The 15,200-nt window shown below is 58.2% G+C and carries 15 protein-coding genes; 13 read left to right on the top strand and 2 right to left on the bottom strand.

The features are described 5' to 3' along the window. Window positions 1-192: 192 nt before the first annotated feature. Both E0E20_RS05355 and E0E20_RS05350 read left to right on the top strand, forming a co-directional pair. A complete protein-coding gene (locus tag E0E20_RS05355; RefSeq protein ID WP_130837171.1) occupies window positions 193-348 on the top strand; it encodes a glycoside hydrolase N-terminal domain-containing protein in 156 nt (51 codons plus the stop codon). A 32-nt stretch (window positions 349-380) separates the two neighbouring features. Continuing rightward, a complete protein-coding gene (locus E0E20_RS05350) occupies window positions 381-1,775 on the top strand; it encodes an InlB B-repeat-containing protein (protein WP_165443994.1) in 1,395 nt (464 codons plus the stop codon). Window positions 1,776-1,792: 17 nt separating this feature from the next. On the opposite strand, the gene asnA is transcribed toward E0E20_RS05350, so the two are convergent. After that, complete coding sequence (asnA, locus tag E0E20_RS05345; protein ID WP_130837169.1) at window positions 1,793-2,803, bottom strand: aspartate--ammonia ligase; 1,011 nt, start codon at window positions 2,801-2,803, stop codon at window positions 1,793-1,795. 247 nt (window positions 2,804-3,050) lie between these two features. On the opposite strand from asnA, the gene E0E20_RS05340 reads away from it, so the two are divergent. The 10 genes from E0E20_RS05340 (at window position 3,051) to E0E20_RS05295 (ending at window position 12,333) form a co-directional block, all read left to right on the top strand. Further along, window positions 3,051-3,290 (top strand): HPr family phosphocarrier protein, encoded by a 240-nt coding sequence (locus E0E20_RS05340; protein ID WP_130837168.1) that lies wholly within the window; start codon window positions 3,051-3,053, stop codon window positions 3,288-3,290. Between the two features lie 205 nt (window positions 3,291-3,495). Further along, window positions 3,496-4,635, top strand: coding sequence for an aldo/keto reductase (locus tag E0E20_RS05335; protein WP_130837167.1), 1,140 nt, complete (start codon window positions 3,496-3,498; stop codon window positions 4,633-4,635). An 88-nt stretch (window positions 4,636-4,723) separates the two neighbouring features. Then, window positions 4,724-5,374: an NUDIX hydrolase gene (locus tag E0E20_RS05330; RefSeq protein WP_242622668.1), complete on the top strand. Its 651-nt coding sequence runs from the start codon at window positions 4,724-4,726 to the stop codon at window positions 5,372-5,374. Then, entirely contained in the window at window positions 5,371-5,898 is a 528-nt protein-coding gene (locus E0E20_RS05325; protein WP_130837166.1) for a hypothetical protein, read from the top strand. The genes E0E20_RS05330 and E0E20_RS05325 overlap by 4 nt, the downstream gene beginning before the upstream one ends. 262 nt (window positions 5,899-6,160) lie before the next feature. Further along, a complete protein-coding gene (locus E0E20_RS05320; protein ID WP_130837214.1) occupies window positions 6,161-7,723 on the top strand; it encodes a phospholipase D-like domain-containing protein in 1,563 nt (520 codons plus the stop codon). Window positions 7,724-7,810: 87 nt separating this feature from the next. Continuing rightward, a complete protein-coding gene (locus E0E20_RS05315; RefSeq protein WP_130837165.1) occupies window positions 7,811-8,974 on the top strand; it encodes a DUF4317 domain-containing protein in 1,164 nt (387 codons plus the stop codon). Between the two features lie 134 nt (window positions 8,975-9,108). Continuing rightward, window positions 9,109-11,124, top strand: coding sequence for an NADase-type glycan-binding domain-containing protein (locus tag E0E20_RS05310; RefSeq protein WP_130837164.1), 2,016 nt, complete (start codon window positions 9,109-9,111; stop codon window positions 11,122-11,124). After that, the gene (locus E0E20_RS05305; RefSeq protein WP_130837163.1) at window positions 11,117-11,419 is read left to right on the top strand and encodes a hypothetical protein; all 303 of its coding nucleotides are present in this window, start codon (window positions 11,117-11,119) and stop codon (window positions 11,417-11,419) included. Before E0E20_RS05310 ends, E0E20_RS05305 begins: the two co-directional genes overlap by 8 nt. Window positions 11,420-11,425: 6 nt before the next feature. Continuing rightward, complete coding sequence (locus tag E0E20_RS05300) at window positions 11,426-11,605, top strand: hypothetical protein (protein WP_130837162.1); 180 nt, start codon at window positions 11,426-11,428, stop codon at window positions 11,603-11,605. Further along, entirely contained in the window at window positions 11,602-12,333 is a 732-nt protein-coding gene (locus tag E0E20_RS05295) for a histidine phosphatase family protein (protein ID WP_130837161.1), read from the top strand. The genes E0E20_RS05300 and E0E20_RS05295 overlap by 4 nt, the downstream gene beginning before the upstream one ends. 27 nt (window positions 12,334-12,360) lie before the next feature. Here the strand turns inward: E0E20_RS05295 and E0E20_RS05290 are convergent, their stop codons facing one another. Then, window positions 12,361-13,104 (bottom strand): SDR family NAD(P)-dependent oxidoreductase, encoded by a 744-nt coding sequence (locus tag E0E20_RS05290; protein ID WP_130837160.1) that lies wholly within the window; start codon window positions 13,102-13,104, stop codon window positions 12,361-12,363. A 245-nt stretch (window positions 13,105-13,349) separates the two neighbouring features. Between E0E20_RS05290 and E0E20_RS05285 the strand changes: the two genes are divergently transcribed. Further along, complete coding sequence (locus E0E20_RS05285; RefSeq protein ID WP_130837159.1) at window positions 13,350-14,915, top strand: C40 family peptidase; 1,566 nt, start codon at window positions 13,350-13,352, stop codon at window positions 14,913-14,915. Window positions 14,916-15,200 lie beyond the last annotated feature (285 nt).

Genomic DNA, 15,200 nt, shown 5'->3' with positions numbered 1-15,200 from the left:
TTTTCTGCTTTTTTCCGATTTTCCGCGTTTTCTGCTGAATTATCCTTTTCATGCGGTAGGGAAGCGGGGAGAATGGTACAATGCTCTTGTATATAAAGGAGGATTTCGGATGAAGCAGAGGAGTCTTAGCACAGATCGGGAGCCGGGCGCATGGATTGAGGCCTTTCCCATAGGGAACGGTTTCATGGGGGCATGGTGTTCGGTGGCGCGAAAAAGGATCGGCTTGCGCTGAACCTCGATACGCTCTGGTCGGGGAGCGGGCTTCACAAGGACAATAGCGAAAAGAAAGCGGCGCTGAGGCAGGGGACCAATGTGCTGATTGGAAATGCTCTGGCGGGAGCACTTTGATGGCGGGGTTACATGATCGGAGGAATATCTTTTTGAGGAGACACAGAGGCGGAAGGGCAGGGCTGTTCGCGGCGGCGGGCATGCTCTGCGTTTTGCTGACTGGAGGACGGCTGCTTGCGGGACAGAGCGTCGGGCGGGCGCTTTACGGCGCGGCAGAGGCGGAGCAGGCGGCGGAAGAAGCGGGAGAAGCTCCGGAAATGACCGCAGGCGGCATCGTATTTGATGCGAACGGCGGGCGGGGAACCATGGAGCCGATTGAGGCCGGAGACGGGCCCGTTCCGCTCCCTCCCTGTCAGTATACAAGGTACGGCTACGTATTTCGCGGATGGGCCGAGGATCCGTCCGCAGCGGTCTGTGAGTATGTGGATCAGGCGGAGGCGGATGTCTCCCGGGGGATGAAGCTCTACGCGCTGTGGGAGCCGCAGCTCTATATCATTCATTATGACAGGAACGGCAGGGCATCGGGAGAAATGCCGGATATGTATGCGATTTACGACCGGAAGACCCGGCTCGACGCGCTGCATTTCGGCCGGGCCAATTCGCGCTTTTCTTTCTGGATGGATAATGCGGGACGCCGCTACCGGGACGGGGACACCGTGCTGAATCTCCACTCGGGCAACACCTATTCCTACCGGGTGATGACGGTCGACGCGGGAAAGCCCGAGGGCGAGAAGCAGCGCTTCCGGAGCACGCAGGGCTCGGTGGTATTTGAGCGGGACGGGAAAAAGTATCTCGTGACGGCCGCCGTGCTCAATGACGCCGATTACTATCAGGGAAATCTGGAGCACTACGAGACGGTTCTCACGGAATATGATCTGGAAACGGGAGAGGTGGTGAAGCAGGCCAGAAATCTGGCGTTTGACCACGGAAACGGGATAGCCTGCCGGCCGTCCAACGGACACATTTACATTGCGGAGGGCGGGACGCTGGACGGATATCCGGGCGGCGTCATGGAGGTCGATGAAAACCTGAAGCTGGTGAAGGAATGGAACTTTCCCCTGCTCACGAATATCTGGGCGATCGCGTACAGCGAGCCGTATTTTTATGTCATCGGGCGCAACAAGGACAGCCGGAATTCGTTCTGCGTGCTCAATGAAGACATGCAAACGCTTTCCATCACGCCGGTGGACGCGTATTACGCCGATAATTTCAGTTCGCAGGGCATCGCAGCGGACGATTCATTCATTTACGCGGTCAGCGCGGGCTTCAAGGCCTATGAGTGGAAGAGCAAGCAGAGGATCAATGTCTTCACGCATGAGGGGGAATACGTGGGTGTCTGGTCCCTCGACATTCCCCATGAGGCCGAGGATATCACGGTGATCGGGGACTACGCCTACATCACGACAAACGAGGGCTCCCGGTCGTCGCTGTACCGGACAAGGATGCCGGTGGTGAATCTGCGAGCGATCTGGGAGCCCTATCGGTAGACGAAAGGGTAAAAAATTTACAGGAGATCAATGCCGTGCTCCTCGGCTCTCTCGGCGACATCCTTTGGCCAGAGAGAGCACTGTACCTCTCCGATATGCGCCTTGCGGAGGAAGAACATGCAGATGCGGGACTGGCCGATGCCGCCCCCGATGCTGTACGGGAGCTCGCCGCTCAGAATGGCTTTCTGGAACGGGAGCTCTGCGCGCTCCTCGCAGCCGGCCTTTTTCAGCTGGTAGGCGAGGGAGGCCTCGTCGACGCGGATCCCCATGGAGGAGAGCTCGAGCGCGATATCCAGCACCGGATAGTAGACAAGAATGTCGGCGTTCAGCGACCAGTCGTCATAGTCGGGCGCGCGGCCGTCGTGGGGCTTCCCGTCCGCGAGATCGTCGCCGATCTTCATGATGCAGACTGCGCCCTTGGCTTTTGTGATGTAGTATTCCCGCTCCTTGGGCGTGTTGTCAGGGAACATCTCCGCGAGCTCCTCTGCTGTCACAAAGAAGATATCCTTTGGAAGAAGCTCCTCGATGTAGTCATAGCAGATAGACATGTATTTTTCGGTCTTGCGCAGCACGGCGTAGATATCCCGGACTGTGCTTTTCAGCGTATCAAGGGTGCGCTCGTCGCGGTCGATGATCTTTTCCCAGTCCCACTGGTCGACATAGATCGAGTGGATGTTGTCGGTGATCTCGTCCCGCCGGATGGCGCTCATATCGGTGTAGAGCCCCTCACCGCGGTGAAAGCCGTAGCGCTTCAGCGCATAGCGCTTCCACTTGGCCAGCGACTGCACGACCTCGGCGGTCTGATTTTCCTGATCGCGGATATCAAAGGACACGGGGCGCTCGACGCCGTTCAGATTGTCGTTGAGCCCGGTCTCGGGAGCGACGAACAAAGGGGCCGAGACGCGCAGGAGATTCAGGCGCTCGGAGAGGAGATCCTGAAAGCAGTCCTTGACCGTTTTGATGGCGACCTGGGTTTCATGCTGATCCAGAGCGGATGTATAGCCTCTGGGAATGATGAGAGTTTCCATAAATAACCTCGTGCTGCGGCTGCTTAGTGGGTGTCATGCGGGAGCCTCGCAGCGCGGCTCCCAGGAAACAACATAAGCTATTTTGTCCCTTTCTTTGCATAAAAGCAAGTGAAAACTGACGGAAACCGGCCCTGTTTTGTACCGGAATTTGTACTTTACAAAAACGGAGAACATACTATAATAAACGCCATCAGGGGAGAGAAACGAATTTCTGTATCCTAGTTTCCGCGAAAGGAGGCGGAGCAGCATGACCAATCACAAAATGATCCGGTTGAATTTTGAAACGGCAGAGGAGTTCGTCCGCACGGCAGCAAACTGCGATTTTGATATTGATGTGGCGAACAGCAGCAGGCAGTCTTATATCGTCGATGCAAAATCTCTTCTCGGCGTTCTGGGACTGGATATGAGATCCCCTCTCAAGGTATCCTATAACGGCTATAATGAAGAATTTGAAAAATTTCTGAAGAGCAATGCAGCGGTAGCCTGAGCATCGGGCGAGAGCGCCGAACCGGGCGCTGCGCTTGGAATTCCGGGAGAGAAGATCACCAGAAGACAACAGAAACAGGGCAATATCTGCGGCGTGTCGCTTTCGCGGCGCGCCGCTTTGCTGTGATATAATAAGACTGCAGGCTGATTGCGGGCGGCCGCTTATGGCCGCTTCGCGGTGCCGATAGTGCAGAAAGGGGTATACTATGTGCGAGGTATTTCCGGAGATTAAGAAAAAGCTTGGGTTTGGCTGCATGCGTCTGCCGATGAACGGGGAAAAGGTCGAGATGAAGCAGTTTTGCGAGATGGTGGACCGCTTTCTCGAGGAGGGCTTCAACTATTTCGATACGGCGCACGGCTATCTGAACGGGGAGTCGGAGGTGGCGCTCCGCGAGGGACTGACGAGCCGCTATCCGAGGGAGCGGTATCTGCTCACCAATAAGCTGACGGGGGTCTATTTCGATAAGGAAGAGGAGATCCGCCCGTTTTTTGAGAACCAGCTCAAATGGTGCGGCGTCGATTACTTTGATTTTTATTTGATGCACGCACAGAATGCAAAGGAGTTTGTAAAATTCAAGCGCTGCCGGGCGTATGAGACGGCATTTGACCTGAAAGCGGAGGGAAAGGTCCGCCATGTCGGCCTCTCGTTCCACGACAAGGCGGCGGTTCTTGATCAGATTCTCACCGAATATCCGCAGGTCGAGTTCGTACAGATTCAGTTCAACTATCTCGACTATGATGACGAATCGGTGGAGAGCCGCAAGGTCTACGACGTGGCGAGAAAGCACGGGAAGCCGGTGCTCGTCATGGAGCCGGTCAAGGGCGGAAGTCTCGTGAAGCTTCCCGAGGAGGGACAGAAGATCTTTGACGAGCTGAACCGTTCCGAGGGGACGAAGATGTCGAACGCCAGCTACGCGATCCGCTTTGCCGCGGGCTTCGGGGGCATACGCGTCGTTCTCTCGGGCATGAGCACGCCGGAGCAGATGGAGGACAACATCTCCTATATGAAAGACTTCCGGCCGTTGAATGAGCGTGAGCTCGCGGCGGTGCGGCGTGTGACCGGCGTATTCAAGGGGCTTGACATGATTCCCTGCACGGCCTGCCACTACTGCGTGGAAGAAAATCACTGCCCGAAAGATATTCTGATTCCGGATATCTTTGCCTGCATGAATTCCAAAAATGTATTCCATGACTGGAACACGAATTTCTATTATAATAATGTACTGACGGCGGGACACGGCGCGGCCGGCGACTGCATTCAGTGCGGCGGCTGCGAGAGAGTCTGCCCGCAGCAGCTTCCGATCCGCGCTCTTCTTAAGGATGTCGCGGCGCAGTTCGGAAAGTAAGTGATGCTGTTTTCGCATCCCCTGCGGAGCGGCTGCGCGGATTTTGCGGCGCGTGCTTTACAGGGGGCGCTTCGGCATGGAGTATTTAATGAAAGCATTCAGTATGGAAGAGGAGAATGAGGCGCGGAACGGCCGAAATCAGAAGCCCGGAGTCCGGGAGCTTGCATGGGAGGCCGTCCGCACCGAGCATCTGGTAAAGGACGCGTGGATCGATTTCCGGAGGGTGGCCTATCGTCTGCCGGACGGAACGGTCTGTGAGCCCTTTTATAATTACAGCCGCCGGAGCTACGTGGTGATTGTCGCCTCGGATGAGGCGGGCCGTTTTCTGTGCGTCCGTCAGTTTCGTCAGGGCATCGGGCGGGTGACGACCGAGTTTCCCGCCGGCGGGATCGAGACGGGGAGCGGAACGGAATACGGCGCGTCAGCCGGTGCGGAGGACGCGCTCGCGGCGGCAAAGAGAGAGCTGCGGGAGGAGACGGGATATACCTCCGGGGAATGGGAGCATCTCCTCACGATTCCGTCAGACGCGACGATCGCGGACAATTATGCGCATGTGTTCCGGGCGCGGAACTGCCGGAGGAGCAGCGAGCGCTCGCTGGACGAGACGGAGTTTCTGCAGATGGAGCTCCATTCCGCGCAGGAGCTTGAGACGCTGATCCGGGAGGGAGATTTCCCGCAGGCGGTGCATGTTATGGCGTGGCTTCTTGCGCAGCGCCGGGAGACGGGTGGAAGCGTATGAGGCTGGTATTCTTCGACGTGGACGGGACGCTCAGCATACCGCAGTACGAGGCGCCGGACGGGAGAATAGTCATCGGCTTTCCGGACGAGGACTGGCTGCGCTACTGCAAAACGCACGGTGCGGCGTCCTATGAGCACTGCCGGATCGTCCCGTGTACGCTCCGTTATGCCCGTGAGCAGGCGGCGCGGGGGGCGCGGCTCTTTGTTCTTTCGACCGTGATGTCCGCGGAGGAGGCGGAGGCCAAGACCGAATTTATACGCCGGTGCTGCCCGTCGCTCTTTGCGGACTGCATCTATGTGCGGGAGGATGCACAGAAAATTCATGAAATTTGCCGGGCGGCGGAGCAGCTTGGCGCAGCTCTCCCGGACTGTGCGCTGGTGGAGGACAGCTACGCGAATCTCCTCCGGGCCGCCGCGGCGGGCATCGAGCCCGTGCATCTGTCGATGCTGGCGGAGCGCTGCGGGCCGGACGGCCCCTGCGGAATGCAGGCGGCCCCGGCGGAATGTAACATAAAGGATCAATGAGAGCCGCTGTGCGAGGACGCCCCTGTCCCGCCGGCGGCTTTGGCGTCTGCCGGGGAGAAGTGCGGCGGCCGGATGCCCGGGAGGCGGCCCGGGGCGTGGTCTGAGGCGGGGGAACGCGGCTCCGGGCGGGACTTACGTTTGGGCCGCTTCTGCGTTATAGTATTTTAGAAAGAGCGAACACGGAGAGCGGCAGCCTCTGATCGCGGCAGAGACAAAGCGGAACACGGCAGGGGGAGCGCCGATGGAGGAAAGGAAGAGAAGCATACGTCCGCAGACGGTGGAGAAGAAAGCGGCGACACGGAACGGTGTCAGCCGTCTGGCTTTTGCTCTGCTGTCGATGCTGCTGGAATCTCTGCTTCTGGCGGCGCTTCTCACCGGACTCAACCGCTATGCGGAATGGGTCAATATCATCACGCGCGTCGTCGGTCTGATACTGGGACTGGTGATCTACGGACAGCACAAGACCTCCTCCATGAAGATGCCGTGGATCATACTGATGCTTCTTTTCCCGGTCTTCGGCGTCGCCATGTACCTCATGGTCGGTCTGAACGTCCATACCCGGCGGATGAGGGAACGGTATGAAAAAATCGACGGCATCCTGCTTCCTCTCCTGCCGGAGAATAAGGAGGAGCTGGAGGAGCTGACGCGCCGCGACGGCTCCGCAGGGAACATCGCTTCCTATATTGCCGCCTATGCGAAGTATCCGGTTTACCGGAACACGGATGTGACCTACTTTGATCAGGCGGTCAAGGGACTGGAGGCGCAGCTTGCGGCGATGGCGCAGGCTGAGCGCTTCATTTTCATCGAATATCATGCCATCGAGGATAAAGATGTCTGGCAGCGTATTCAGGAGGTGCTGGTGGAGAGGGTGTGCGCGGGGGTGGAGGTGCGCGTATTCTATGATGATCTGGGGAGCATCGGCTTCATCACCACGGATTTTATCCGCAGGCTGGAAGCACTCGGGATCCGCTGCCGGGTGTTCAACCCGTTTGCGCCGGGGCTCAATCTTTTTCTGAATAACCGGGATCACCGCAAGCTCACCATTGTCGACGGGCGTGTGGGCTTTACCGGGGGCTACAATCTGGCCAACGAGTATTTCAATATCACGAAGCCCTACGGTGAGTGGAAGGACACAGGAATCATGATCTCCGGAGAGGCGGTGCGGAGCATGACCGTGACGTTTCTCGAGATGTGGAACGCGGTCAAACGCTCCGATGTGGACGACACGGATTTCGGCCGCTATCTGCCGGATATCCGCTATGAGGCGAAAGAACCGGAGGGCTTTGCCGCACCCTACGCCGATAATCCGATGGACGACCTGCACGTAGGCGAGGATGTGTACATCAGCATGGCCGACAAGGCGGAGAAATACTGCTATTTCAGCACGCCGTATCTCATCATCACCGATGAAATGATGCATGCGCTCGGGCTGGCCGCCATGCGGGGCGTCGATGTGCGCATCATCACGCCGGGCATTCCGGACAAGAAAATGGTCTACGGAGTGACCCGCTCGTTTTACAACGGACTGGTGCGCAGAGGCGTGCGGATCTACGAATGGACGCCGGGCTTCTTTCATGCGAAGATGAGCATTGCGGACGACAGGATGGCGACCTGCGGGACGATCAATCTCGATTACCGCAGCCTGTATCATCATTTTGAGAACGGCTGCTTTTTCTGTCACTGCGAGGCGGTGCACGCCATGAAAGCGGATTTTGATGCGAGCTTTGCGGAGTGCCGGGAGGTGACGGAATTTTATCGCACCGGGCGGTCAGGCCTGCGGCGGCTGTGGCAGCTGTTTTTGCGCCTTTTTGCAGAGCTGATGTGACGAAACAGGCATCGAATGTCCGGAGGCCGGATGTTTTTGGCGCCTTGACCGTGGAGGATTCAGGAGAGGAAAGGAAAATCACAGTACATGGATAAAAAAGCGATTGCGGAGGTCAGGAAGCTCCTGACAAGAGAGCGCTGCCGGATCGACAGCATAGCGGGCTGCTTTGTGGATGAGGACGGACAGATCATCGCGGAGCTGAATGAGACGTGGCGCGCCATGCAGGAGGAAGAGACGGCGAAATATCTCGAGCTTTTCCGCAGAACGCTGACCGGAAGAACGGGGAGAAATCTTTTTGAGATGGAATTTCCTCTCGCAGAGGAGGCGGACGGAGGAAAACAGGCGCAGCTCTATGCGCTGCTGCGCTCGGAGCTGGCAGATCCGGAGAGGGTCCGCGATTTCTGCCGGCGCATTATGGGAAGCATACAGGGAATCGGCAGGTATCTGATCGTTCTGGCGTTCGGAAGCTATGATATTCCGGCGAAAACAAGCGACGGACAGGAGCTGGAGGACGCCTCGGACTATGTCTATCAGTTCATGGTCTGCGATATCTGCCCGGTGACGGAGATCCGCGAGGGGCTCTGCTTTGACGCGCAGCAGCTGCGGTTTGTGAACAAGCGCAGCGATCTGGGCGTGCAGATGCCGGCGGTCGGCTTCGTGTACCCGGCGTTTACGGATCGTATCCCGGATATTCATTCGCTGATGTACTATGCGCGGAAAGAGGAGGAGCGTCATCCGGAGCTGATCGACGAGCTGATCGGGACAGAGACGGAGCTTCCGGCGACGGAGACCGAGGAGAAAGAGCTCTTTACGGGTCTTGTGGAAAAGGCGCTGGGGCGCGGCTGTGATTTCGACAGTGTGAAAGCGCTGACGGAGGCGGCGATCGAGACGGTGAAGCAGCAGGCGGACGCCCCGGAGCCGGCGGAACTGGGGCGCACGGAGATCCGCCGTATTCTCCGCGAGAGCGGCTCGGAAAATACGCGGGAGGAGAGCTTCGAGGAGGCGTTCGACGCGGTATGGGGAGAGACGGTCGGAGAGGGGAAGGGCTTCAAGGCAGAGAGCATTGCGCCGAAGACGACGATGGAGATTCGCTCACCCAGCATAAGGATTTCCGTCAAGTCCGATATGTCTTCGATGATCACGACCCGCATTCTCGACGGCAGGGAGTTTCTTCTGATCCCGCTGCAGGATGACGTGGAGCTGAACGGTGTCCGCATTCTCTCGAAGCGGATATCCGATGAGACGGACTGAGCGGACAGACGGAGTGAAGACAGGAGTTCGCTATGGATTATGGCGGGTAAAGCCCGTATAATTATTGGGAAAGCATTGCGAATGCAGCAGAGGACGTGTTTTCCGGGATTGCAGGGAAGTAGGAGAACGACAGAATGGGAAGCTTTAACGATCTGGAGCTGAATCACGGTATGACCCGCAGGGAGATTGCGGAGCGTCTGGATGAGTGCATGCGTGCGGCGGACCGTCTGGCAAAATCGGGCAGCTACGGTGAGGCGTCTGAGGGGCGCAGACAGATCGGCAGCATCAACCGGCTGCTGAATCTGACGGATCTGATTCCGGAGGATGAAGCGCAGGCGGGACTCCTGCTCGATACGATGAGCAGCGTTCAGGAGAGTGGGGAGGAAAATCTTGCGGCCTATACGGCCTGCGTTCTCCGCGCGGCGCAGCAGAATGATTCCAATGATCTCTTTGCGGTGACGGATGTACTGCTCCGCCTCGGGGAAAACGATCTGGCGGATGCGTGGAACCTCCGCGCGGGAGAGCGCGGCAACCGGGTGTTCTATGAAAGCTGCGGCATCATTACGCAGGCCGGGGGCGATCCTGCCGCGGCGGCGGGCTGGTTTGAAAAGGCAAAGGCGGCCGGCCTGATTCATCCGGCCAGCCTGTACAGCTATGCGGATGTGCTGGAGGCTCTGGGCAAAAATGCAGAAGCGGAGGCGCTGCGCGATGAGATCGCAGCGCCGGAGCAGCGGCAGGCCAGAAAAGAGGCGATGCAGCGCGAGGTGGAGCAGGCCGTCAGTGCGGAAAAGGCGCTGACAGCCGAGGAGCTTGTCGCGGCCGCGGAGCAGAACACCTTGGGAAACATGATGGAGAATGCAGAGAAACCGGGTTTGACAGCAGAAAAGGAAGCGGCAGAGCCTGCTCGGGAGGAAATGCCTGCTTCCGGGACAGAGCCTGCGGCAGAGTCGGAACCGGAAAAAGCGGATTCGAGAAAAGCGGAGCAGAATAAAACAGAGCCGGAAGCGGTGGAATTGGGCAGCGCGGAGCCGGAGTTCTCTGCCTCTGCCGCAGAGAACTCATCGGAAAATACGGAGGAGCCGGAAGCATCGGAACCTGCGGTGAAAAACAGCGCGGGAGAGGCCGCGGCAGAACAGGCAGAGAATAATGAACCGGCGGAATCGGCGGCGCCGGAGACGGATACAGCCGAGGAGTCCGGAAACGCGGAGATCGGCACGATCACGGAGGAAATCACGCAGCAGCTCAGCGAGGACGTCAGCCGCGTCATCGAGGAGGAACCGGAGGTCAATGTCGCACATTCCCGCCGCCGGCACATCCGGCGTGACCTGATCATTCTTGGAGGAGCGATTGTGGTGATCGGCGGCCTGTGTGTCGCCTATCAGGAGCTGGACCGCGCAGGAAGTCCGCTTCTTCATGAAATTCGGAAGCTCTGGAGCGCCGGAAGCGGGGAGCAGGCGCAGTCTGCTTCTTCGCAGACGGTAAACGAGAAAGCGGAAGAGATTCTGGGCGAAGCGGCGGAGGCTGCGGCCGAGGCAGCAGAAAGCTCCGCTTCCCTTACGCCTGCGGAGCAGGCGCAGCAGGCCAGCTCCGAGTCAGCGGCGGCGGTAAAAGCGGCGGCAGAGGCGGCAGATGCCGAGGCGGAGCGGAGAGCGCGCGAGGCGCTGAATTACCGTATTGTCACAGAGGGTTTTGAGCCCGGAGATTGGGAGACGGTAATGCCGGTCGATATCCGCGCTTCCTCGGAGCTGACCGGGGCGCGCACCGGCGAGCGTTACACGGCGGAGTCGATGATCGACGGGGATATCAGCACCTCATGGCAGGAGGGAGAACCGGATGCCGGCCTCGGAACGACGATCGACGCGGCGTTCGGCGGCGGGCATGAGATCAGCGCCATTGCTTTCTGGGGCGGAAGCATGCAGTCCCGGAAGAAATATTATAATAACAACCGGCCCCATATGCTTCATATGACGGTTCGTTCCGGCGGTGAGATGGCGGAAAAGGATATTGAGCTTGAGGATGCCGGAGACGTGCAGTATATCGTGTTTGACACAGCCGTGAGCATGGATTCCGTCACGCTGCGCATCGACAGCGTCTACGCAGGTGACCGCTATGACGATACGGTGATTTCGGAGATCAGCTTTTATGAGTGAGGCTTTGACAGGCGCAATCGATCCGCATGAGCTGTTCGGCTTTTCCCATTATGAATACGGGGAGGCGTATTTCGGAAGTGCGGGGAACGTCCGCTTCCGTCTGGCGAGAGAGCCGCTGGAAAATGTGCATTACATCCCGCCCGACAAGCGGGGCGAGGGCTGTTTTCTGGCGACGGTGTGGCCGGAGCCGTACGGCTATGCAGCAACCGATGAGGCGGCAAAGAAAAGTGAAAAATTTGAATTTTCAGAGAAAGGGCTGGAGGCGGCGGTGCGCTGGCTGAATGAACAGGTGTAAGAGACGTTGAATCAACTGACGAGAGCGTTATCAAAACGGGAAAAAATCATTGTTCTGGTGGTTATGGCGGTTATTCTGGTGCTGTTTGGACTGACGCGGCCGCTGTGGTCTTCGGAATATCGCGGCTCGCAGCCTGCGGAAGCCGCTGCGTCCCCCGGTGCGGAGACGACGGAGGATGCACCGTGAGGCTGTTGATTATAAGGCATGCAGATCCGGATTACTCGATTGATTCCCTCACGGAAACCGGCTGGCGGGAGGCGGAGCTACTCGCAGAGCGGCTGTCAAAGGAAGAAATTTCCCGGTTTTATGTTTCCCCGCTGGGGAGGGCCCGCGATACGGCCTCGTGCACGCTGCGGAAAACGGGACGCGAGGCTGCTGTGCTGAACTGGCTGCAGGAGTTCCCGCCGCGAATACTGCGGCCGGATGTGACGGACGGGAGCCGGAGGATTGCGTGGGACTGGCTGCCGCAGGACTGGACGGCGCGGCCCATGTTTTATGACGCGGAGCGCTGGTGCGAAGATCCGATTATGCGCGAGGGAAGAGTCGGCGAGGCATACCGTGAGGTCTGCATCGGTTTTGACGCGCTGCTCGCGGAGCATGGCTATATAAGAGATGGAAAATACTACCGTGCGGAGCGGCCGAATCATGATACGATCGTGCTGTTCTGCCATTTCGGGCTGGAGGGTGTCCTGCTCAGCCATCTTGCAAATGTTTCTCCGATGATATTCTGGCACAGCTTTTGTGCGGCGCCCTCCTCAGTCACGACCGTGTATACGGAGGAGCGGCGTCAGGGGACGGCCAGCTTTCGGATCAGTGCCTTTGCCGATATTTCGCATCTGTACGCAGCGGGAGAGAAACCCTCCTTTGCCGCCCGTTTCCGCGAGTGCTGGACGGACGAGTGCCGCGAGGACTGAGGCGCTGCGCTGCCGTTTGCCGCGCGTTCAGACCCACCCGCCGTCCATGGCGATGATTTGCCCGGTGATGTAGGACGGCATCTGCGAGAGGTGCAGAATGGCCTCGGCGACCTCCTCGGGGGAGGCGAAGCGGCCGGCCGGAATTTCTGCGCACAGAGCTCTTTTCTCGTCTTCGTCAAAGCAGTCGTTCATTCTCGTATCAATGCAGCCGCAGGCGATGGCGTTGACGGGGATTCCGCTGGGAGCAAGCTCCTTTGCAAGGGCCCGCGTGAAGCTGTTCACACCGCCCTTGGAGGCGGAATAGCAGACCTCTCCCGCGGCGCCGGCTGTCCCCCAGACAGACGAGACGTTGATGATGCGTCCCGGGCATTCTCCGGGAGCAAGCCGTTCGCGATTCAGAAGAAACTGAGGAATTACCTGCTTTGCCGTATAGAACATGGAGCTCAGATTGACGGCGATCACCCGGTTCCATTCCTCGGGGGTCATATCCTGTAAGAGACCGACATGGGAGATGCCGGCATTATTGATGAGAATGTCGGTGTGGGGCGACTTTTCTGCAAAGTAGCGCTCGACGGCAGCGGCGTCGCTGACATCCAAGAGGTCGGCGGCAGCAGGAATCTCGTATTGCTCTGAGAGAGAACGGGCGAGGTCCTCGAGCTCGGCAAGGGAGCGGCGGCAGATCAGCTGCAGACGACAGTGCTCCGCGGCGAACCGGCGGGCAGCAGCGTGCCCGATTCCGTGCCCCGCACCGGTGATGACGACAGTTTTCATATCAGGAAATCCTTTCTATATAATTCATCTCAATCAAAACCCATCACCCAAAAGTCTACCAGAAAATCTGTCGGGTGCAATCCGGTTGACAGTGTCTGTGCCGAATGATATAGTTTGTTTTGTAATATTTCTGTAATAATCTAGGGGAATATTACGTGCCGCGTTACGGAAATGTTTCATAACTTATTTCTGTATCGCGTATTGTGAAACAATACAGAATGATCTATCGGAGGAAATTCTGATTCATGCACAGATACAGACTGGAGGCAGGTGTTCTGTTCCTGTCGGCGGCGGCCGCCGTTCTTATCGGAACCAGTACGGTTCATGCAGGGAGTCTCTCCTCAAAGCTTCCGAGCGCCGGAGTTGCCTATACGCTCTCCGGCCGGGGCGTGACCCTGCGGGAGGTTGAGAGTGAGCTGCTCAGGTCGGGAAAGATCACCCGCAGAGCGAGGACGTCCTCCGAAACGGGGAGCACAGGCCGGGAAACGGGCCGCTTCTCCGTGCTTGCGAAGCTGGCGAGCTATGTGGAGACATCGGTGGCTCGGCCGGTTCTTGCGGCAGAGCGTTCCGGGGACGAGGAGGAGACATCTGCGGCAGTATCCGCGCTGACTTCATTGGATGAGCCGATTCCCGAGGCAGTTTCTTTGTCGGTTATTGATGGCGCAGAAAGTCGTGAGGAAGACAGTGCAGGGGAAGAAAGTGCGATTCTTACAACGGCGCTGTCCGAGACGCAGCAGAGCGCACTGGAGAGAACGGCAGCCGCGGTGAGCGATGCGGATAGAGCGGATCAATCGAGTGAAACCGGAAATGCGGCTCCGGCGGACAGTGGGGACGTAGCGGAAGCAGCAGAGAAGCAGACGGCAGATAAAGAGAAAGAAACGGGCGGGACGGAGAGCGGGGATGCCGGGGCGGCTCCGGACGGCACGGCGCCGGTGGAGGCCATATCGGTCGGCGGAATTGATGCGAAAAAGCTGGCGGTTTCCACGGCGTCGGATTATGTCAATGTCCGGGAAAAGGCGAGTACGGATGCTGAGGTGGTCGGCAAGTTGTACAGCAGCGGCGTGGCGGAGATTCTCGGCAGTGCCGGGGACGGCTGGGTCGAGATTCGTTCCGGCGACGTCAGGGGCTATGTAAAAGAGGAGTTTGTCACGACGGGGAGCGAGGCGGTAGAGCTCGCGGAAAAGGCATCGACCCGCATCGCTACGGTGACGACGGAGACGCTGCGCGTCCGTGCGGCGGCGGATATCGAGTCCGATGTGATTTCCCTGCTTCCGAAAGGCGAAAAGCTGGAGATTCTTTCGGAGGAAGAGGGCTGGATCAAGGTTTCCACCGCAGACGGCGACGGCTATATCTCCTCGGATTTTGCCGATATCGAGACGGAATATGTCGAGGCGGAATCCAGAGAGCAGGAGAAGCGGAGGCTCGAGGCGGAGGCAAAGGAGAGCGGCGCATCTCAGTCCGGCGGTCTGGGAGGAGAGATTGCGGGCTATGCGCAGCAGTTTATCGGGAATCCCTATGTGTGGGGCGGCAGCAGTCTCACGAACGGTACGGACTGCTCGGGCTTTACGATGTCGGTTTACGCTCATTTCGGCTATTCCCTGCCGCATAATGATGCGGCGCAGCGGGCGATGGGAACCGCTGTGCCCGACCTGTCGGCAGCGCGGCCCGGCGATCTGGTCTTTTACAGCGGACACGTGGGCATCTACATCGGCGGCGGCCAGATCGTTCATGCGTCGAACCCGACTTACGGCATACGGATTTCCAATGCGCTGTACCGGTCTATTGTGGGAATCCGCAGAATGATAAACTGACGGATACAAAAAAGACAGAAAGAAAAATGCAAAAAGAAACGCGGACACAGAAATCCGGATCATTTCTCCTCTCTTGGAAAATGATCCGGATTTCGGACTGCGGAGCAGGCGGCTTTTCAGCGTATTGCTGAGAAGCCGCTTTTCTTTTTAGGATATATATAAATAAAGTGTCTGCATTTTTCACGTGAACGTCGAGACGGTCATTGTCACACTGGGATTTATGTGTCTTACCCTTGGATTTTTGCCGCTTACCCGGAATCGTATGACAGACAGAAAAAGTTATTG

It is taken from the genome of Lachnoclostridium sp. Marseille-P6806 (assembly GCF_900625025.1).
GTDB lineage: Bacteria > Bacillota > Clostridia > Lachnospirales > Lachnospiraceae > CAG-791.
The sequence above is the reverse complement of the archived record's forward strand: the minus strand, read 5'-3'. Positions and strand labels throughout refer to the sequence as shown.

Excerpts from the sequence above, each read along its gene's own strand:
- E0E20_RS05355 (WP_130837171.1), top strand. The coding sequence starts at position 193 with ATGGTGTTCGGTGGCGCGAAAAAGGATCGGCTTGCGCTGAACCTCGAT.
- asnA (WP_130837169.1), bottom strand. The coding sequence starts at position 2,803 with ATGGAAACTCTCATCATTCCCAGAGGCTATACATCCGCTCTGGATCAG.
- E0E20_RS05340 (WP_130837168.1), top strand. The coding sequence starts at position 3,051 with ATGACCAATCACAAAATGATCCGGTTGAATTTTGAAACGGCAGAGGAG.
- E0E20_RS05335 (WP_130837167.1), top strand. The coding sequence starts at position 3,496 with ATGTGCGAGGTATTTCCGGAGATTAAGAAAAAGCTTGGGTTTGGCTGC.
- E0E20_RS05330 (WP_242622668.1), top strand. The coding sequence starts at position 4,724 with ATGAAAGCATTCAGTATGGAAGAGGAGAATGAGGCGCGGAACGGCCGA.
- E0E20_RS05325 (WP_130837166.1), top strand. The coding sequence starts at position 5,371 with ATGAGGCTGGTATTCTTCGACGTGGACGGGACGCTCAGCATACCGCAG.
- E0E20_RS05315 (WP_130837165.1), top strand. The coding sequence starts at position 7,811 with ATGGATAAAAAAGCGATTGCGGAGGTCAGGAAGCTCCTGACAAGAGAG.
- E0E20_RS05310 (WP_130837164.1), top strand. The coding sequence starts at position 9,109 with ATGGGAAGCTTTAACGATCTGGAGCTGAATCACGGTATGACCCGCAGG.
- E0E20_RS05305 (WP_130837163.1), top strand. The coding sequence starts at position 11,117 with ATGAGTGAGGCTTTGACAGGCGCAATCGATCCGCATGAGCTGTTCGGC.
- E0E20_RS05290 (WP_130837160.1), bottom strand. The coding sequence starts at position 13,104 with ATGAAAACTGTCGTCATCACCGGTGCGGGGCACGGAATCGGGCACGCT.
- E0E20_RS05285 (WP_130837159.1), top strand. The coding sequence starts at position 13,350 with ATGCACAGATACAGACTGGAGGCAGGTGTTCTGTTCCTGTCGGCGGCG.